Here is an 18,175-nt window from a genome sequence, read left to right as displayed (position 1 = left end):
CCGCGCCGGGTCAACCCCGCATGAAGCGCACTGTCGTCGTTGCGGGCGCGGGGCTCAACCCCCCGAACGGGGCATCCGGCCCGCGCCGTGCGAACGCACCGCCAGCTTTTCACGGCCGGCGGCGGGCGGGGTCACTTGACGCCGAGCTGCTTGTTGATCCACCACTGCTGGGCGATGGACAGGATGTTGTTCGTCAGCCAGTACAGCACCAGGCCGGCCGGGAAGAAGAAGAACATGACGCCGAAGATGATCGGCATCATCCACATCAGCTTGGCCTGGGTCGGGTCGGCCGGCGCAGGCTGCAGCCACACCTGCAGCAGCGACGATGCGGTCATCAGCAGCGGCAGCACGAACCACGGGTCGGGCGTGGACAGGTCGACGATCCAGCCGATCCACGGTGCGTTGCGCATCTCCACCGACGACAGCAGCACCCAGTACAGCGCGATGAAGAACGGCATCTGCGCCAGGATCGGCAGGCAGCCGCCGAGCGGGTTGACCTTCTCCTCGCGGTAGATGCGCATCATCTCCTGCTGCATCAGCTGCGGCTTGTCCTTGTAGCGCTCGCGCAGGTCGGTGATGCGCGGGCCCAGCGCCTTCATCTTGGCCATCGAGCGGTAGGCGCTGGCGTTGAGCCAGTAGAAGGCGATCTTCAGCAGCACCACCAGGGCCACGATCGACCAGCCCCAGTTCTGGATCACCTTGTGCAGCTGGTCCAGCACCCAGAACAGCGGCTTGGCCAGCACCGTGAACCAGCCGTAGTCCTTGACCAGCTCCAGGCCCGGGGCCAGCGCGGCGAGCTTGTGCTCCTCCTGCGGGCCGGCGAACAGCTGCGACTCGTGCGTCTTGCTGGCGCCGGGCGCCAGCTCGCCCAGCGGCAGCACCATCTGCACCGCGTAGAGGTTCTCGCTCACCTTCTGGGTGCGGAACTCGCGCGGGCCGGCCGTGCCCACCAGCCACGCCGACGCGAAGTAGTGCTGCACCATCGCGATCCAGCCGTCGGAGGCGCTGGCGATGTGGCTCGCCTTGCCCTTGGCGATGTCGCCGAACTCGATCTTCTCGAAGCGCTTGGCGTCGGTGTAGACGGCCGGGCCGGTGAAGGTGAAGTACCACTTGGACTCGCCGCGCGCCGGATTGCCGTCGCGCACGAGCTGCAGGTAGAGCTGCGGCGTCACCGCAGCGGCGCCGGCGTTGACCACCTCGTGCTTCACGCCCACCGCGTAGCTGCCGCGCTGGAAGGTGAAGGTCTTGGCCAGGGTCACGCCGCCGGGCGTGGTGGTCTCGAAGCGCACGGCCAGTTCATTGGCACCGGCGGCCATCGCGTCAGGCCCGGCCACGCGCTTCATCGGCGTGTAGTGGTTGGGCAGCGTCACGCCGGGCTGGGCGGTGATCAGGCCCGTCTGCGCGGCGTACACGCGCTCGGCGCTGCGGTCGAACAGCAGCACGTTGCGCTGGCGGTCCTCGGCGTCCACGTGGCGCAGCAGCTCGAGCTTGACGAGGTTGCCGCCGACGCTGTCGAAGTGGGCCTTGACCAGGTCGGTGGTCACCACGGTGACCTCGCCGGCGGCAGCGCCCGGCGCTGCGGCGGTGGGCGCGGCGGCCGCACCCGACGCCGGCATGGCGGCCGGCAGGGCCCCCGTGGCGCTGGCGGTGGGCACGCCCGCCTGCGGCACGCCGGCCTGCGGCGAGGTGGCGGCCGCTGCCGGCGGCGCGCTGGCCGCGGCGGCGGGACGCGGCGTGGGCGAGAACATCGACGGCTGGCCGGTGTGCTTGTTCCACGCGTCCCACAGCAGGACAAGCGACATGGTGAAGACCACCCAGAGCAGGGTGCGGCGGATGTCGGTCATGGGTGACTGGCTTCGCTGAAGGATCGGGCGGGCGGCGGCACGGGGTCGAAACCGCCGTCGCACCAGGGGTGGCAACGCAGCACGCGGCGCGTGGCCAGGTAGGCGCCGCGGGCGGCGCCGTGCTGGTCGAGCGCGTCGAGCGCGTAACGGGAACAGGTGGGCTCGAAGCGGCAGGCGCTGCCGAGCCACGGGCTCAGGAAGTAACGGTAGGCGCGCACCGGCCAGGCCAGCACGCGGCGCGGCCACAGCGCAAAGGTCTTGGCTGGCGTCATGCCGCGGCCCCGACGCCCGGGCGGGCGAGCAGCAGGTCGAGTTCGGCGCGCACCGCCTGGCGCAACGGCACCGACGCCGCGCTGGCGAACCGGCGCGGGTCGAACGGCGCGCGCAGGCGGATCAGCACCCGGGTGCCGGGCGCCAGCCGGGCCTGCCGGTGCAGCGCCTCGCGCATCTGACGCCGGATCAGGTTGCGCGTGACGGCGCGGCGGGCGTGGCGCTTGGGCACCAAGGCCGCAAAGCCGCAAGGCGCTGCCGCCGGCCCCTGAGCGGCCGAGATGTCCACAGAAGCGGCTCGATCTGGTGCGGCTTCTGTTGATAACTCGCTCACAACCACGGCTCGGCTCACATAATGGAGGACGAAGTGGTCCGTCTTGGCAACGGGTCGCGTTCCCAAGAGGGCTTCGATGTCAGGCTTCTGGAGCGCGTCCCACCGTGCGGCGGGCGGCTCGGGGCGGGGCGGGCGGGGCATCGGGCGCACCGCGGTCGGGGCCCGGGCGCCCGGGCGCCCGGGCATCAGACCGCCAGGCGCTTGCGCCCCTTGGCGCGACGGGCGTTCAGCACGGCACGGCCGCCGCGGGTCTTCATGCGCACGAGAAAGCCGTGGGTGCGGGCGCGGCGGGTCTTGGACCCTTGATAAGTACGTTTCATGGCTATGACCCCGTGGCAAAACGCCTGGAGATTCGAGGAAAACCCGCGATTGCACCATGAACGGCGCTGAGGGTCAACGCAAGGGCTGTTCCGCGGCCGGGATGCGGCCCGATCGGCCCCGGGTTCGTCCCTGTGGATAAGCCCCTTGGCACCCCCCGCGCCTGGGCTACACTGCGGCCGCTCTAGAAGAACTTGTCCACAATGAGCGACGACCTCTGGCAACGCGGCTGCTCGCAACTGGCCGCGGAACTGCCCGAACAACAGTTCAATACCTGGATCCGGCCGCTGCCGCCCGCCGACGTCGCGTTCGAGGGCGACTCGGCCGTGGTGTCGCTGCGCGTGCCCAACCGGTTCAAGCTGGACTGGATCCGCTCCCAGTACGCCGGCCGCATCCAGGACGTGCTCACGCGCCTGGCCGGCAAGCCGGTGTCGCTGCAGCTGCACCTGGCGCCGCCGGCCCCGCGTGCGGCCGCCCCTGCCGCGGCCACCGCCGGCGCGGGCGCTGCCGGCGCCCCCGGTACTGGTACTGAGTCCGCCGACGCCGCCCCGGCGGCCGACGACAGCCGCCGCGCGCCGCTGCCGCGCCATGCGCTGCCGGTGCACCGGCTGAACGCCGCGCTCACCTTCGACACCCTGGTGGCCGGCCGCGCCAACCAGATGGCGCGCACCGCCGCGCTGCACGTGGCCGGCAACCCCGGCCACATGTACAACCCGCTGTTCATCTACGGCGGCGTCGGCCTGGGCAAGACGCACCTGATCCATTCCGTGGGCAACGCCCTGCTGAAGGACCGCCCGGACGCCCGCGTGCTGTACCTGCACGCCGAGCAGTTCATCAGCGACGTGGTCAAGAACTACCAGCGCAAGACCTTCGACGAACTGAAGGCCAAGTACCACTCGCTGGACCTGCTGCTGATCGACGACGTGCAGTTCTTCGCCGGCAAGGACCGCACCCAGGAGGAGTTCTTCAACGCCTTCGAGGCGCTGCTGGCCAAGAAGGCGCACATCATCATGACCAGCGACACCTACCCGAAGGGGCTGGTGGATATCGACGAGCGGCTGACCTCGCGCTTCGACTCCGGGCTCACCGTGGCGATCGAGCCGCCCGAGCTGGAGATGCGCGTGGCGATCCTGATCCGCAAGGCGCTGGCCGAGGGCGCGGAGATGCCCGAGGACGTGGCCTTCTTCATCGCCAAGAACGTGCGCGCCAACGTGCGCGAGCTCGAAGGCGCGCTGCGCAAGGTGATCGCCTACGCGCGCTTCTCGCAGAAGGAAATCGCCATCGGCCTGGCGCGCGAGGCGCTGCGCGACCTGCTGTCGATCCAGAACCGGCAGGTGTCGATCGAGAACATCCAGAAGACCGTGGCCGACTTCTACAAGATCAAGGTCGCGGACATGTACAGCAAGAAGCGCCCGGCCTCGATCGCACGGCCGCGCCAGATCGCGATGTACCTGGCCAAGGAAATGACGCAGAAGAGCCTGCCCGAGATCGGCGACAGCTTCGGCGGCCGCGACCACACCACGGTGCTGCACGCGGTGCGCAAGATCGGCGGCGAGCGGCAGAAGAACACCGAACTGAACCAGCAGCTGCACGTGCTCGAGCAGACGCTCAAGGGCTGACACATGGCCGTGCGCAAACCCTGGGGACAATCCGCTGGCAACTGCCCGGTCATCCACAGGCGCGGCCTGCCCGACCAGGTTGTTACCGGCCAGCCCCGCTGCCGCCCTCAGGGTGGCGCACAGGGTTGGTGTCAGGGTAAGTGGCTGATCGGACAGGCGAAAATGCCGTTTTCCACAGGCCCTGCGCCTGCCTACCAACTACTACGACCTTTCTATTAAGAAGACAGAGAGGAAGACAACATGATCGTGTTCAAGGCAGCACAGGAGCAGGTGCTGGCCGCGCTGCAGTCCGTGGCCGGCATCGTCGAGCGGCGTCATACGCTGCCGATCCTGGCCAACGTGCTGCTGCGCAAGACCGGCGGCCGGCTCGAGTTCACCACCAGCGACCTGGAGATCCAGGTGCGCACGGCGGCCGAGCTGGGCGGCGACGCGGGCAACTTCTCCACCACGGTGGGCGCGCGCAAGATGATCGACATCCTGCGCACGCTGCCCGCCGACCAGGTGGTGACGCTCAGCTCGAGCCAGAACAAGCTCACGCTGCAGGGCGGCAAGAGCCGCTTCACGCTGCAGACGCTGCCGGCCGACGACTTCCCGCTCGTCAACGAGGCGGTGGACTTCGGGCCCGCGTTCTCGGTGCCGCAGAAGGCGCTGCGCGACCTGATCAACCAGGTGCACTTCGCGATGGCGGTGCACGACATCCGCTACTACCTCAACGGCATCCTGTTCGTGGCCGAGGGCAAGGTGCTCACGCTGGTGGCCACCGACGGCCACCGCCTGGCGCTGGCGCAGGCCACGCTGGACGTGGACATCCCCAAGCAGGACGTGATCCTGCCGCGCAAGACCGTGCTCGAGCTGCAACGCCTGCTCAAGGACGAGGACACGCCCATCGAGATGCGCTTCGCCGGCAACCAGGCCAAGTTCGCCTTCTCGGGCATGGAATTCGTGACCAAGCTCGTGGAAGGCAAGTTCCCCGACTACAACCGCGTGATCCCCAAGACGCTGAAGAACAGCGTGACCCTCGGCCGCGCGCCGCTGCTGTCGAGTCTGCAGCGCGCCGCCATCCTGACCAGCGAGAAGTTCAAGGCCGTGCGCGTGAACATCGAGCCGGGCGTGCTGCGCCTGTCGGCCAGCAATGCCGAGCAGGAGGAGGCCAAGGAGGAGCTCGAGGTCGACTACAACGGCGACGCCATCGAGATCGGCTTCAACGTCACCTACCTGATCGACGCGCTGGCCAACAGCAGCGCCGAGATGGTGAAGCTGGAACTGCAGGACAGCAGCTCCAGCGCGCTGTTCACCCTGCCCGACCAGGCCGGCTTCAAGTACGTGGTGATGCCGATGCGCATCTGAGCGCCGGCACCGACACCCCTGCAGCGAGCGGGCCGCGAGCCCGCTTGCGCTTTTTCGAGCGATTGCGAGAACGATGAGCGACACCCCGAACCTGCCCCCCGGCCCCGCCGGCAGCCAGCCCGACGCCTATGGCGCGGACTCGATCCAGATCCTGGAAGGGCTGGAAGCCGTGCGCAAGCGCCCGGGCATGTACATCGGCGACACCTCCGACGGCACCGGCCTGCACCACCTGGTGTTCGAGGTGGTGGACAACTCCATCGACGAATCGCTGGCCGGCCACTGCGACGACATCATCGTCACCATCCACAGCGACAACAGCATCAGCGTCATCGACAACGGCCGCGGCATCCCCACCGGCGTGAAGATGGACGACAAGCACGAGCCCAAGCGCTCGGCCGCCGAGATCGCGCTGACCGAGCTGCACGCCGGCGGCAAGTTCAACCAGAACAGCTACAAGGTGTCCGGCGGCCTGCACGGCGTGGGCGTGAGCTGCGTCAACGCGCTGAGCAAGCACCTGCGCCTGACCGTGCGCCGCGAGGGCAAGGTGCACCTGCTGGAGTTCCGCAAGGGCGTGCCGCAGGACCGTGTCCTCGAAACGCGCGACGGCGTGGAGGTGAGCCCCATGCGCGTGGTGGGCGACACCGACAAGCGCGGCACCGAGGTGCACTTCCTGCCCGACGACGAGATCTTCAACAACATCGACTTCCACTACGACGTGCTGGCCAAGCGCCTGCGCGAGCTGTCCTTCCTGAACAACGGCGTGAAGATCCGCCTCGTGGACGAGCGCCAGGCCAAGGAGGACAACTTCGCCTACGTGGGCGGCGTCAAGGGCTTCGTGGAGTTCATCAACCAGGGCAAGCGCACGCTGCACCCGAACATCTTCCACGCCATGGGCGAGAAGATGAGCGACCAGAACACGCCGATTGGCGTGGAAGTGGCGATGCAGTGGAACGACGGCTACAACGAGTCGGTGCTGTGCTTCACCAACAACATCCCGCAGCGTGACGGCGGCACCCACCTGACCGGCCTGCGCGCGGCGATGACGCGCGTGATCAACAAGTACATCGAGGAAAACGAGCTCGCCAAGAAGGCCAAGGTGGAGATCGCCGGCGACGACATGCGCGAGGGCCTGGCCTGCGTGGTGAGCGTGAAGGTGCCCGAGCCCAAGTTCAGCTCGCAGACCAAGGACAAGCTGGTGTCGTCCGAGGTGCGCGGCCCGGTGGAGGAGATCGTGGCGGCCAAGCTCAACGACTGGCTGCTGGAGAACCCCACCGACGCCAAGATCGTGTGCGGCAAGATCGTCGACGCCGCGCGCGCCCGCGAGGCGGCGCGCAAGGCGCGCGAGGCCACGCGCAAGACGGTGCTGGGCAGCATGGGCCTGCCGGGCAAGCTGGCCGACTGCCAGGAGAAGGACCCGTCGCTGTGCGAGATCTACATCGTGGAGGGCGACTCCGCGGGCGGCTCGGCCAAGCAGGGGCGTGACCGCAAGTTCCAGGCGATCCTGCCGCTGCGCGGCAAGATCCTCAACGTGGAGAAGGCGCGCTACGAGAAGCTCGTCACCAGCAACGAGATCATCACGCTGATCACCGCGCTGGGCACCGGCATCGGCAAGGACGACTTCAACCCCGACAAGCTGCGCTACCACCGCATCATCGTGATGACCGACGCCGACGTGGACGGCGCGCACATCCGCACGCTGCTGCTGACGTTCTTCTACCGCCAGATGCCCGAGCTGGTGGAGCGCGGCCACATCTACATCGCGCAGCCGCCGCTGTACAAGGTGAAGCACGGCAAGGCCGAGCAGTACCTGAAGGACGGCCACGAGCTCGACGCCTACCTGATGAAGGTGGCGCTGGACGGCGCGCAGGTGCAGCCCGGCGACGGCAAGCCCGCCATCAGCGGCAGCGCGCTGGAGGAGCTGGCGCGCCAGTACGTGCTGGCCGAGAACGTGATCGAGCGCCTGGCCAACTGGATGGACGTGGAAGGCCTCAAGGCCATGGCCGACGGCCTGGCGCTGGACCTGGACAGCGCCGCCGCCGCCGAGGCCAGCGCCGCCGCGCTGCAGGCCGCGCTGCACGACGCCGAGGTGGCCGCCGAGTACGACGCGCGCACCGACAAGCACCTGCTGCGCATCAGCCGCCGCCACCACGGCAACGTGAAGTCCAGCGTGATCACCGCCGACTTCGTGCATGGCGCCGACTACGAGGCGCTGTCGCGCGCGGGCGTCACCTTCAAGGGCCTGCTCGGCGCCGACGCGCTGGTGCGCCGCGGCGAGGGCGACAAGGCGCGCGAGCTGCAGGTGGCCGACTTCCGCGCGGCGATGGCCTGGCTGATGCAGCAGGCCGAGAACAGCGTGAGCCGCCAGCGCTACAAGGGCCTGGGCGAGATGAACCCCGAGCAGCTGTGGGAGACCACGATGGACCCCACCGTGCGGCGTCTGCTGCGCGTGCAGATCGACGACGCGATTGAGGCCGACCGGGTGTTCACGATGCTGATGGGCGACGAGGTGGAGCCGCGGCGCGACTTCATCGAGGGCAATGCGCTGAGGGCGGCGAACATCGACGTCTGAGCGGGGCCGGAGCGCCCGCGCCAGCGCCAACGGCGCCATTCGGGCCATCGGACGGGAGCGTCGCGGCGCCGCACCCGGTGAATCAGCCCCACAGTCAGCGGGGCCGATCGCCGGGAGCGATATCCGTGGGTTATCGTCGCGCACTTTTTCAGTGCGGGCCCGGTCCATGGACGCCTCTTCCCCCTACGAGCTCAAGCCGTGGATCGGCCAGTACGGCGGCACGATCCCCCACACGCTGCCCGCGCCGGCGCATGCCAGCCTGGCCGCGCTGGCCAGCGACGCCATGCGCCGCCATGCCGCCAGGACCGCGTTCACGACCGTGATGCCCAACGGCATGTACGGGTCGCTCAGCTACGCCGAGCTCGACCGGCTGAGTGACGACTTCGCCCTGTACCTGCGCCGCACCGCCGGGCTGTCCGCGGGCGACCGGGTGGCCCTGCAGATGCCCAATGCGCTGGCCTACCCGGTGGCGCTGCTCGGGGTGATGAAGGCCGGCTGCGTGGCCGTGAACACCAACCCGCTGTACACGCCGCGGGAGATGGCGCACCAGTTCAGCGACAGCGGCGCCAAGGTGGTGGTGATCACCGACCTGTTCACCGACAAGCTCGAGCAGGCGCTGCGCGAGCACCCCGAACTGAAGATCGAGCACATCGTTGTCGCCCGCGTGCCCGAGTTCTTCCCGCCGGTGGTGGGGCCGATCGTGCACGCCGTGATGAAGCACTGGAACCGGCAGATCCCGGCCCACGGGCTGAAGTCGGTGACGCTGCCCGAGGCGCTGGCGCTGGGCCGCGCGGCCGGCGGCGAGGTTCGCCCGTACTGGCAGGACCTGACCCACGACAGCCTCGCGCTGCTGCAGTACACCGGCGGCACCACCGGTGTGGCCAAGGGCGCCGAGCTGACCCATGGCAACCTGCTGTGGAACCTGTCGCAGATGCGCGCCATGGCCAGCGCCCACATCGTCGAGGGCGAGGAGGTCGTCCTCACCGCGCTGCCGCTGTATCACATCTTCGCGTTCACGGTGAACTTCCTGTGCATGTTCGCCGCCGGCGCGTGCAACGTGCTGGTGCCCAGCCCGCGGCCGATCCAGAACCTGCAGCGCGCCATCGAGAACCACCGCGTGACCTGGATCACCGGCGTGAACACGCTGTTCAACGCGCTGCTGAACGAGGAGTGGTTCACCGCCTACCCGCCCAAGCACCTGAAGGCTGCCGGCGGCGGGGGTGCGGCCATGCACCACGCCGTCGTCGAGCGCTTCGAGGCCGTGACCGGCGCGCCGCTGGCCGAAGGCTATGGCCTCACCGAGGCCTCGCCCGTGGTGTGCTTCCAGCCGCTGCACGTGCCCCGCGTGAAGGACAGCATCGGCATCCCGGCGCCGATGACCGAGATCGTGCTGCTCGACGACGAGGGCCGCCCGGTGCCGGTGGGCCAGCCCGGCGAGCTGTGCGTGCGCGGGCCGCAGGTGATGCGCGGCTACTGGCAGCGCCCCGAGGCCACCGCCGAAGTCATCCGCAACGGCTGGCTGCACACCGGCGACGTGGCGGTGATGGACGAGCACGGCACCTTCCGCATCGTCGACCGCAAGAAGGACATGATCCTGGTGAGCGGCTTCAACGTCTACCCGAACGAGATCGAGGACGCCCTGTCGCGGCACGACAAGGTGATGGAGGCGGCCGTGATCGGCCTGCCGGACGCCAAGACCGGCGAGGCGGTGGTGGCCTACGTGGTCAAGCGCGACGAGTCGCTGACCGAGGCCGAGCTGGCCGAGCACGCGCGCAAGCTGCTCACCGGCTACAAGATCCCTGCGCGCGTCGTCTTCCGCGACGAGCTTCCGAAGACCCCGGTGGGCAAGATCCTGCGCAAGGACCTGCGTGCCGAAGCCCTGCAGAAGAAGGCCTGAGCGATGCTGAGCGACACCGAAACCAAGCTGCTGGGCGTGATGATGATGGTCATCATGCTCGGCATGGGCGCGAGCCTGACCTTCAAGGACTTCGCGATCGCGCTGCGCAGGCCCGCCGGCATCCTGGTGGGCCTGCTGTGCCAGTACGGGATCATGCCGGCGCTGGCCTTCGTGCTGGCGACGGCCCTGCAGCTGCCGCCGGCCTACGCCGTGGGCCTGATCCTGATGGGCTGCATGCCCGGCGGCACCACGAGCAACATCTTCACCTACTTCAGCAAGGGCACGCTGAGCCTGTCGATCCTGATGACGATGAGCTCGACGCTGGTGGCCATCGTGATGGTGCCGGTGACGCTGGCGTTCTACAGCCAGGGCATCGAGGGCCAGTGGCAGATCCCGCGCGAGAACGTGATCCAGGTGCTGTTCGTGCTGCTCGTGCCCACCGTCATCGGCATCGCGCTGCGCAAGTGGAACGCCAACGTCGGCGCCGTCATCGAGATGATCGGCGGCCTGCTCGGCGTGCTGGTGATCCTGTTCCTGATCGTGTCCTGGGTGCCGCGCAACTGGCAGCTGCTGCTGTCCACCGGCTTCCCGGTCTATGCCGGCTCCGTCGGCCTCGGCCTGGCCGGCTTTGCGCTCGGCTACCTGCTCAGCCGCGGCCTGCGCCAGGACCCGCGCCGCGCGCGCACCATCGCGCTGGAAACCGGCATCCAGAACGGCCCGCTGGCCGTGCTGATCGTGCTGCTGACCTTCAGCGGCACGCAGCAGCAGGAGGTGCTGCTGGTGCCGGTGCTGTACTCGCTGTTCATCGTGCTGACCTCGAGCGCAGTGACGGTCTGGTTCCGCGGCATCACCACGCGCGAGGAACTGGCGCGCGACTCGGCCAAGATCGGGGCGCTGGCGCGGGCGTGAGGGGGCGGGCAGGGTCGGTGGCGAGATGCGACGAGTAGCTCCTACCTGGGCACCGCCAGGAAGTTCGCGGCGGCAAGCTGACAGCTTTGGCTGATGGCACCCGGCAGCGTGTAGAGCTTCGGAGCCTGGCGAAAGCCGTACAGCCTGTACACGTGGTACAGGGTCGCGCGTCGCTCGGAAGTGGCCACCTCGTTGCGCGTGACGAAGAACGGCGTCTCGGCGCCGTACTTGGTGGTCTTTACCTCGATGAGTCTTTCCGCCCCCGTCTCTTCATAGGACAGGATGTCGTAGCCCTCGTAGTCGCCCCTGACCTTGGACGTGTGCTCGATGCGAGCCGCCAGACTCTCCTGGCCCAGATGAATGAGTCGTGCGCGTTCGTAGGTGAGCGCGAAGTGCTCCCCCGCATCGCCCAACGATCGATTCCGGGCTTCGCGCTCGATGTAGTTCGTGGACAGTCGGACGATGGGCCGAGGAGATTCCGCAGCTTTGTGACCCACGCTCGGTGGCTTGGGTGCAGTGGTCAGCACCGCCAGGATGTCGTCGACCTCGGGCACAACCATCGGGCGGTCGGCATCGGCTGCGGCGACTACTTGTAGCTGCGCTGCGCTGGCCATGCGCTCAACGAGCACATCTGCGAGCAGTGCTTGGTAGTTCGACCGAGGCTTGTAGCCCGAGATGTAAGGGAAGCCCGCATCCAGCAGCGCTGCGCTGATGTTTGCGTGCTTGAACTCGATCGATTGCTCTGTGCGGCCATTGAGCAGGGGCAGCAGTGCACGACGGTGAGCCGCTTTGCTGTAGGGAGTGCCTGCAAGCTCCGATGCGAGCATGGTCAGGTAGTCGTTGACGACTGCTTCGACCTCAAGCCGAGACCAATCACTACCGCTCAATCGCCTCTCCCTGCCACGTCACCGTTGCGTTCTGTGCTGAGGATGAACACGCGCCTCTGGCGAGTCAGCCCTTTTTCAACCCCCCATCCGCGTCCCCCCACACCTTCTCCAACCTCCCCCTCACCACCGCCGCCTCCGCCGCCTTGCCCTGCGCCGCCAGCGCGCGCGCCAGCCCGCGCAGCGCCCAGCCGCTCTCGGGCCGCAGCACCAGGTCGCTGCGGTACGTGGCCTCGGCGTCCGCCGCGCGGCCCAGGGCCAGCTGCACGTCGCCCAGTGCCAGCAGCGAGCCCGCGCCGGTGGTGGGCGGCTCGCGCAGGTCGGCGCCCTTGGACGCGGCCACGGCCTTGGCCTGCTCGGCCAGGGCGGCGTCGGCGCGGCGCTCGGCCACGGCCACTTCGGCGCGCAGCCGCGTGAGCGCGGCTTCGGCAAGGTGGCGCATGCCCTGGTCGTTGTCGCCCGCGCCCGGGTGGGCGGCGGCCACCTTGTCGTAGCCGGCCTGCGCCAGGGCCAGCGCGGCGGCGGCCTCCGCGCCGCGGCCCAGGCGCGCCAGCGCGGTGCCGCGCGCCTGCTGCGCATACACGGCGGCCATGCCGCGCTCGCCGCCGGGCAGGGGCTCGGCCAGCACGGCGTCCCAGCGCTCCAGGCGCATCAGCGTGTGCAGCGGCAGGCTGCGCCAGTACTCGGCAAAGGCGGTGTCGCGCGTGGCGGCGCGGGTGGCCAGCTTGCGCGCCACGGCCAGCGCCTCGTCGCCGCGGCCCTGCATCAGCGCGCCGTACCAGTGGAAGTGGATGTTGTGCTGCCGCCAGTCCTTGCTGATGGCGAAGCCCTGCGCCTTCTGGCGCGCGTCGAGCGCGTCCTCGGCGTCCACGGCCTGCGCATTGACGCGCCGCGCGTCCTCGAACCGGCCCACCTGCGCGTAGGTGTGCGACGGCATGTGCAGCAGGTGCGGCGACGCCGGCGCCAGCGCGCCCAGGCGGTCGGCGGCGGCCACCGCGCGCGCCGCGCCGCCGGGCGCGTCGGCGGCGTGGATCAGGTAGTGGTTCAGGCCGGTGTGGGTCGTGGCCCGCGCCTGCGCGCTTTCGAGCCGGTCCACCATCTCGGCGATCACGGGCAGCGGCTTGCCGGTGTCCGGGTGCCACCAGTCGTCCTCGCCGGTGGCGATCATGGCGGCCTCGGACCACAGCGACAGCAGGTCGGGGTCGCCGGGCGTGGCCTGCACCAGCGCATGCAGGCGCTGCGCGTAGGCCACGTCCAGCGGGTTGGCCTGGGTGCCGCCGCTGCTGCCGCTGCGGCACACCTCGCCCGCGGCCGCCGGGCCGTCGCGGCGCACGTCGGCCGGTTTGGCCTCGCCGTAGCGCACGGCCATGGCCTCGATGAGCGCGCGGTCGCGCGGGCTGGCGCGCTCGGCGTGGCGCATGGCGTAGACGACGTAGCGGCGCGCCTCGGTGAGGTCGCCGCGGTCGGGCGCGTTGATGTTGGGGCCCAGCTGCCAGGCCACGCCCCAGGCGCACATCGCGCAGCGCAGGTCGGCCGCCAGCGCGGCCTTGAACTGGCGCACCGCCTCCTTCTCGTTGAAGGCATAGGCCTGCAGCACACCCTGGGTGAACAGGCGCTGCGCCTCGGGGCTGTCGGTGGCGATGCGCCAGTCGAGCGTGCCGAAGCCTTCCAGCAGCGGGGCGCGCGCGCTGGCGTCGGGTTCCAGCGGCGCGATCGCGCAGGCCGTCAGCGCCGCCAGGGCCAGGGCGGCCAGCGGGCGCCGGGCGCCGTGCAGGGTGTGGTTCATCGTGCGCTCCTCCAGTCGTGCCATGCTAGGCGGTACCGTCGCGCCGGCCTAGCGGAACTTCACCCCCGGCGCGCCGGTCTTTCGATGCCGCTTGCCGAAAGGTCCCCTTGCCACACGCCCATCCGATCGATGCCCGGCCGCGCTGGCGCGCCGCGCTCTCCCGCCTCGGCGCGGTGCTCGCGCTGACGTTGCCCCTTCTGTCCACACCCCCCGCCATGGCCTACGAGGAACCTGCGCACGAGGTCGTGCAGACCTTCGACACCTTCGAGCTGCGCCGCTACGCGCCGATGCTGGTGGTGGAAGCGGCCATGCCCGGCGGCCGCGACGAGGGCGGCAACGCGGCGTTCCGCAAGCTGTTCGACTACATCGCGGGCAACAACCGCGCGCAGCAAAAGATCGAGATGACGGTGCCGGTGGTGATGGGCCCCGCGGCGCAGAGGATCGAGATGACCGTGCCCGTGATCACGCAGCCGGGCGGCGACGCGGCGCCGACGATGCAGTTCGTGCTGCCCGCGCGCTTCACGCTGGCCACGGCGCCGGTGCCGCTGGACGCAGCGCTGCGCGTGCGCGAGCTGCCGGCGCAGTGGGTGGCGGTGCGCCGCTACACCGGGCGCACCACCGAGGCCAACTTCCAGGACGAGGCCGCGGCGCTGCTGCGCGCGCTGCCCGCCGCCGGCCTGCAGGCCACGGGCCCGGCGCAGATGGCGGTCTACAACGGGCCGTTCACGCCCTGGTTCCTGCGCCGCAACGAGGCGCTGGTGCCGGTGGCGCCGCCGCCGGGCCGCTGACGCGGCGAGCGTTCTTCCGCGGCGGCGGGTTGGCTACAGTCGCCCCACCATGACGCCGAACCCCCTGCGCCCCGAGCCGCCGGCCGCCACGCTGGCCACCTACCCCAGCCTGCGCGGCCGCACGGTGTTCGTCACCGGCGGGGCCACCGGCATCGGCGCGGGCATCGTGTCGGCGTTCGCGCAGCAGGGCGCGCGCGTGGCCTTCGTGGACGTCGCGGCCGACGCGGCGCGAGCGCTGGCCGACCGGCTGGACCAGGCCGGCCACCCGCGCCCCTGGCAGCAGGCATGCGACGTGCGCGACGTGCGCGCGCTGCAGGCGGCGATTGCCGCGGCGGCTTCGGCGCTGGGCGACTTCGCGGTACTGGTCAACAACGTGGCCAACGACGACCGCCACACGCTGGAAGAGGTCACGCCCGAGTACTACGACGAGCGCATGGCCCTCAACGAGCGGCCGGCGATGTTTGCCATCCAGGCGGTGGTGCCGGGCATGCGGCGCCTGGGCGGCGGCTCGATCGTGAACCTGGGCTCCACCGGCTGGCAGACCAAGGGCGGCGGCTTCCCGTGCTATGCGCAGGCCAAGTCGTCGGTGAACGGGCTCACGCGCGGGCTGGCCAAGCCGCTGGGGCAGGACCGCATCCGCATCAACACCGTGTCGCCGGGCTGGGTGATGACCGAGCGCCAGATGGCGCTGTGGCTCGACGCCGCCGGCGAGGAGGACCTGCGCCGCAACCAGTGCCTGCCCGACAAGCTGCTGCCGCACGACATCGCGCGCATGGTGCTGTTCCTGGCCTCCGACGACGCGGCGATGTGCACCGCGCAGGAGTTCAAGGTAGACGCCGGCTGGGCCTGAGCCGGCGCGGCCTCAGACGAAGGCCGCTTCCTTCTGCTGCGAGAAGCGCAGCACCACGTACACGCACAGGCCGGAACTGGCCAGCAGCAGCGTGGACAGCGCTGCGGCGATGCCGAACTCGCCGTCGAGCACGGCGCTGTACACCTTCACCGGCATGGTGGTGGTGCGCGCGGTGTAGAGCAGCAGCGTGGAGCTCAGCTCGTTGATCGCGGTGATGAAGCTCATCATCGCGCCGGCCACGATGCCCGGCAGCATCAGCGGCACCGTCACCGACGCAAAGGCCCGGGCCGGCGACGCGCCCAGGCCGATGGCGGCTTCCTCGATCGACGGCTTGATCTGCCGCAGCACCGCGCTGGTGGCGCGCACGCCGTAGGGCAGGCGGCGGATGAACAGGATCAGCACGATGATCCACGCCGTGCCCACCAGGTCCAGGGGCGCGGCGTTGAACGTGAGCAGGAAGCCGATGGCCATCACCACGCCGGGCACCACGTAGGGCACCATCAGCACCGCGTCCAGGAAGCCGGCCCAGCGCGACTCGCGCCGCACGATCACGTAGGACATGAGCCCGCCCACCAGCGTGATCAGCAGCGTGGCCGCCAGCGAGTAGGCGAAGGTGTTGAACACCACGTCGGGCACCTCGCGGATCACGCGCGCGTAGCTGTTCAGGCCGAAGCCGCCGCTGAACACCGGGCCCTTGGTCTGCAGGAACGACGTGTACACCACCACCAGGATCGGCAGCGTGGCCAGCGCGATGACGCCCCAGCTGAACGCATGCACCGCCGCCGAGAACGCGCCTCGCACCGGCTTGGGCGCCGCGCGGTTGGTCATGGCGCCGGCATAGCGGCGCTTGCCGATCAGGTGGCGCTGCAGCAGCACCGCCGCCATGGAGATGACCACCATCAGCATCGAGATGCTCACCGCCATGGTGGGCGTGCCGCCCATCTCGGACGTGTACTGGTTGTAGGCCAGCGTGGACAGGGTGCGGAAGTCGCGCCCGATGATCGATGGCGTGCCGAAGTCGGCGATCGACAGCACGAAGCACAGGATCGCGCCCGAGCTGGTGGCCGGGAACACCAGCGGCAGCGTTACGCGCCGGAAGCGCTGCCACGGCGTGCAGCCGAGGTTCTCCGCCGCCTCCTCGAACGACCGGTTCACGTTGCGCAGCGCGCTCTCGGTCATCAGGTACACGAAGGGGAAGAACTTCAGGCTGAACACCAGCACGATGCCGGCCGCGCCGTAGATGGTGGGCAACGCGATGCCCAGGTCGCGCATCTGGTTGGTGAGCCAGCCGTTGTTGCCCAGCACCACGATCCACGAGTACGCGCCGATGAAGGGCGGCGACACCAGCGCCATCACCGCCAGCGTGGCGATGACGCCGCGGCCGCGGATCACGTAGCGCGCGGTGCAGTAGGCCAGCGGCACGCCGATCAGGCAGGCGCCCACCATGCCGCCCACGCCCACCAGCACGGTGTTCCACAGCGCGCCCAGGTAGTAGGGGTGCGTCAGCAGCTTCACGTAGCCGGCGCCCGACAGCTGTTGCGACTCGGGGTCGAACACGCCCAGCCGAAGCACCTGCAGGATCGGCCACAGCAGCACCACCGACACGACCAGCAGCGACCCCAGCATCACCACCGACCAGAAGTCGGCGCGTCGCAGGCGCTGCAGCAGCGCGGTCATTCGAGGCGCGCCCCGGTGTCGTCGGGCGCGAAGCACTGCAGGTCGCGCGCGTGCACGGCCAGCTGCACGCGGTCGCCGGGGCGGCGCGCCATCATGGCCTCGCTGGGCTCCACCAGCGCGTCGATCGTGCCGTGTCCTTCCACCTGCAGCGCCAGCTGCAGCTCGCGTCCGGCGAACATGGCCTGGCGCACCACCGCGTCGCACAGCACGCCGGGGCCGTCGAGCTCGCGGTCCACGCGCACCTTCTCGGGCCGCACTGCGGCCACCGCGCCCGCGGTGCCGGCCGCCGCGGGCAGCGGCAGCGCCTGGCCCAGCAGCAGCGTGCGGCCGCCGGCGTCGCGCGCCACGGGCAGGAAGTTGTTGCTGCCGACGAAGGTGGCTACGAACCGGTTGGCCGGCCGGTTGTACACGGCCCACGGCGTGTCCACCTGCTGCACCACGCCGTCGTACATCACGCACACGCGGTCGGAGATGGACAGCGCCTCCTCCTGGTCGTGCGTGACGTACAAGGTGGTGATGTCGAGCTGCTGCTGCAGCGCGCGGATGTCGCGCCGCAGGTCCACGCGCAGCTTGGCGTCCAGGTTGGACAGCGGCTCGTCCATCAGCAGCACCTTGGGCCGCACCACCAGCGCGCGCGCCAGGCCCACGCGCTGCTGCTGGCCACCGCTGAGCTGGTGCGGCATGCGCTGCGCCTGCTCGGCCAGCTGCACCGTGGCCAGGATCGCGCCCACGCGCTCGCGGATCTCGGCGGCCGGCAGCTTGCGCTGCACCAGGCCGAAGGCCACGTTGTCGAACACGCTCAGATGCGGGAATACCGCGTAGTCCTGGAACACCATGCCGATCGGGCGCTGGTTGGCGCGCAGGTGCCCGATCGACTGGCCTTCGAGCAGGATCTCGCCGGCGTCCTGCGGGTTGAATCCGGCCACCGCGCGCAGCAGCGTGGTCTTGCCGCAGCCGCTGGGGCCCAGCAGCGTGAAGAACGCGCCGCGCTCGATGTCGAGGCTGACGTCCTTCAGCGCGACATGCGCGCCGTAGGTCTTGCGGACATGGCGGATCTGGACATGCGACATGGGCAGCGGGCAG

Annotated in this window: 15 protein-coding genes; 7 read left to right on the top strand and 8 right to left on the bottom strand. The window is 69.9% G+C overall.

Annotated elements, in window-relative coordinates:
- Positions 1 to 131 precede the first annotated feature (131 nt).
- From yidC to rpmH, 4 genes are read right to left on the bottom strand one after another with little or no spacing between them, the layout of a single operon-like run.
- Positions 132 to 1,844, bottom strand: coding sequence for a membrane protein insertase YidC (gene yidC / locus AC2EAQ_RS12385; protein ID WP_484644233.1), 1,713 nt, complete (start codon positions 1,842 to 1,844; stop codon positions 132 to 134).
- Entirely contained in the window at positions 1,841 to 2,116 is a 276-nt protein-coding gene (gene yidD / locus AC2EAQ_RS12380; protein ID WP_484644230.1) for a membrane protein insertion efficiency factor YidD, read from the bottom strand. Before yidD ends, yidC begins: the two co-directional genes overlap by 4 nt.
- The gene (locus AC2EAQ_RS12375; RefSeq protein ID WP_484644226.1) at positions 2,113 to 2,589 is read right to left on the bottom strand and encodes a ribonuclease P protein component; all 477 of its coding nucleotides are present in this window, start codon (positions 2,587 to 2,589) and stop codon (positions 2,113 to 2,115) included. Before AC2EAQ_RS12375 ends, yidD begins: the two co-directional genes overlap by 4 nt.
- A gap of 44 nt (positions 2,590 to 2,633) precedes the next feature.
- Positions 2,634 to 2,768, bottom strand: a complete 135-nt coding sequence (gene rpmH / locus AC2EAQ_RS12370) for a 50S ribosomal protein L34 (RefSeq protein ID WP_484644222.1) — start codon at positions 2,766 to 2,768, stop codon at positions 2,634 to 2,636.
- Between the two features lie 201 nt (positions 2,769 to 2,969).
- Here rpmH and dnaA point away from each other — a divergent pair, with 201 nt between their 5' ends.
- From dnaA to AC2EAQ_RS12345, 5 genes are all read left to right on the top strand, one after another.
- Positions 2,970 to 4,385 (top strand): chromosomal replication initiator protein DnaA, encoded by a 1,416-nt coding sequence (dnaA, locus tag AC2EAQ_RS12365; protein ID WP_484644218.1) that lies wholly within the window; start codon positions 2,970 to 2,972, stop codon positions 4,383 to 4,385.
- A gap of 240 nt (positions 4,386 to 4,625) precedes the next feature.
- Positions 4,626 to 5,732, top strand: a complete 1,107-nt coding sequence (gene dnaN / locus AC2EAQ_RS12360) for a DNA polymerase III subunit beta (RefSeq protein WP_484644216.1) — start codon at positions 4,626 to 4,628, stop codon at positions 5,730 to 5,732.
- A gap of 73 nt (positions 5,733 to 5,805) precedes the next feature.
- The gene (gyrB, locus tag AC2EAQ_RS12355) at positions 5,806 to 8,301 is read left to right on the top strand and encodes a DNA topoisomerase (ATP-hydrolyzing) subunit B (protein ID WP_484644214.1); all 2,496 of its coding nucleotides are present in this window, start codon (positions 5,806 to 5,808) and stop codon (positions 8,299 to 8,301) included.
- A gap of 166 nt (positions 8,302 to 8,467) precedes the next feature.
- The gene (locus AC2EAQ_RS12350; protein ID WP_484644212.1) at positions 8,468 to 10,198 is read left to right on the top strand and encodes an AMP-binding protein; all 1,731 of its coding nucleotides are present in this window, start codon (positions 8,468 to 8,470) and stop codon (positions 10,196 to 10,198) included.
- A 3-nt stretch (positions 10,199 to 10,201) separates the two neighbouring features.
- Complete coding sequence (locus AC2EAQ_RS12345; protein WP_484644210.1) at positions 10,202 to 11,107, top strand: bile acid:sodium symporter family protein; 906 nt, start codon at positions 10,202 to 10,204, stop codon at positions 11,105 to 11,107.
- Positions 11,108 to 11,148: 41 nt separating this feature from the next.
- Here the strand turns inward: AC2EAQ_RS12345 and AC2EAQ_RS12340 are convergent, their stop codons facing one another.
- Both AC2EAQ_RS12340 and AC2EAQ_RS12335 read right to left on the bottom strand, forming a co-directional pair.
- Positions 11,149 to 11,934, bottom strand: coding sequence for a protein NO VEIN domain-containing protein (locus tag AC2EAQ_RS12340; RefSeq protein ID WP_484644208.1), 786 nt, complete (start codon positions 11,932 to 11,934; stop codon positions 11,149 to 11,151).
- Between the two features lie 124 nt (positions 11,935 to 12,058).
- On the bottom strand, positions 12,059 to 13,777 hold the full coding sequence (locus tag AC2EAQ_RS12335; protein WP_484644206.1) for a hypothetical protein: 1,719 nt from the start codon (positions 13,775 to 13,777) through the stop codon (positions 12,059 to 12,061).
- Positions 13,778 to 13,992: 215 nt separating this feature from the next.
- On the opposite strand from AC2EAQ_RS12335, the gene AC2EAQ_RS12330 reads away from it, so the two are divergent.
- A complete protein-coding gene (locus AC2EAQ_RS12330) occupies positions 13,993 to 14,565 on the top strand; it encodes an SOUL family heme-binding protein (protein ID WP_484644204.1) in 573 nt (190 codons plus the stop codon).
- Between the two features lie 49 nt (positions 14,566 to 14,614).
- On the top strand, positions 14,615 to 15,415 hold the full coding sequence (locus AC2EAQ_RS12325; RefSeq protein ID WP_484644202.1) for an SDR family NAD(P)-dependent oxidoreductase: 801 nt from the start codon (positions 14,615 to 14,617) through the stop codon (positions 15,413 to 15,415).
- Between the two features lie 12 nt (positions 15,416 to 15,427).
- On the opposite strand, the gene AC2EAQ_RS12320 is transcribed toward AC2EAQ_RS12325, so the two are convergent.
- Together AC2EAQ_RS12320 and AC2EAQ_RS12315 are read right to left on the bottom strand one after the other, a co-directional pair.
- Positions 15,428 to 17,092, bottom strand: a complete 1,665-nt coding sequence (locus AC2EAQ_RS12320; RefSeq protein ID WP_484644200.1) for an ABC transporter permease — start codon at positions 17,090 to 17,092, stop codon at positions 15,428 to 15,430.
- A complete protein-coding gene (locus AC2EAQ_RS12315; protein ID WP_484644198.1) occupies positions 17,089 to 18,162 on the bottom strand; it encodes an ABC transporter ATP-binding protein in 1,074 nt (357 codons plus the stop codon). Before AC2EAQ_RS12315 ends, AC2EAQ_RS12320 begins: the two co-directional genes overlap by 4 nt.
- Between the last annotated feature and the right edge of the window lie 13 nt (positions 18,163 to 18,175).

The organism is Aquabacterium sp. T101 (assembly GCF_057219775.1).
Note: the sequence above shows the minus strand (reverse complement) of the source record. Positions and strands in the feature narration are given on the sequence as shown.

What these genes read in the sequence shown, in the direction of transcription:
- AC2EAQ_RS12335 (WP_484644206.1), bottom strand. Translation starts at nt 13,777, where the DNA reads ATGAACCACACCCTGCACGGCGCCCGGCGCCCGCTGGCCGCCCTGGCC.
- dnaN (WP_484644216.1), top strand. Translation starts at nt 4,626, where the DNA reads ATGATCGTGTTCAAGGCAGCACAGGAGCAGGTGCTGGCCGCGCTGCAG.
- AC2EAQ_RS12330 (WP_484644204.1), top strand. Translation starts at nt 13,993, where the DNA reads ATGGCCTACGAGGAACCTGCGCACGAGGTCGTGCAGACCTTCGACACC.
- AC2EAQ_RS12325 (WP_484644202.1), top strand. Translation starts at nt 14,615, where the DNA reads ATGACGCCGAACCCCCTGCGCCCCGAGCCGCCGGCCGCCACGCTGGCC.
- rpmH (WP_484644222.1), bottom strand. Translation starts at nt 2,768, where the DNA reads ATGAAACGTACTTATCAAGGGTCCAAGACCCGCCGCGCCCGCACCCAC.
- dnaA (WP_484644218.1), top strand. Translation starts at nt 2,970, where the DNA reads ATGAGCGACGACCTCTGGCAACGCGGCTGCTCGCAACTGGCCGCGGAA.
- AC2EAQ_RS12350 (WP_484644212.1), top strand. Translation starts at nt 8,468, where the DNA reads ATGGACGCCTCTTCCCCCTACGAGCTCAAGCCGTGGATCGGCCAGTAC.
- gyrB (WP_484644214.1), top strand. Translation starts at nt 5,806, where the DNA reads ATGAGCGACACCCCGAACCTGCCCCCCGGCCCCGCCGGCAGCCAGCCC.
- AC2EAQ_RS12345 (WP_484644210.1), top strand. Translation starts at nt 10,202, where the DNA reads ATGCTGAGCGACACCGAAACCAAGCTGCTGGGCGTGATGATGATGGTC.
- AC2EAQ_RS12340 (WP_484644208.1), bottom strand. Translation starts at nt 11,934, where the DNA reads ATGCTCGCATCGGAGCTTGCAGGCACTCCCTACAGCAAAGCGGCTCAC.
- AC2EAQ_RS12315 (WP_484644198.1), bottom strand. Translation starts at nt 18,162, where the DNA reads ATGTCGCATGTCCAGATCCGCCATGTCCGCAAGACCTACGGCGCGCAT.
- AC2EAQ_RS12375 (WP_484644226.1), bottom strand. Translation starts at nt 2,589, where the DNA reads ATGCCCCGCCCGCCCCGCCCCGAGCCGCCCGCCGCACGGTGGGACGCG.
- yidC (WP_484644233.1), bottom strand. Translation starts at nt 1,844, where the DNA reads ATGACCGACATCCGCCGCACCCTGCTCTGGGTGGTCTTCACCATGTCG.
- AC2EAQ_RS12320 (WP_484644200.1), bottom strand. Translation starts at nt 17,092, where the DNA reads ATGACCGCGCTGCTGCAGCGCCTGCGACGCGCCGACTTCTGGTCGGTG.
- yidD (WP_484644230.1), bottom strand. Translation starts at nt 2,116, where the DNA reads ATGACGCCAGCCAAGACCTTTGCGCTGTGGCCGCGCCGCGTGCTGGCC.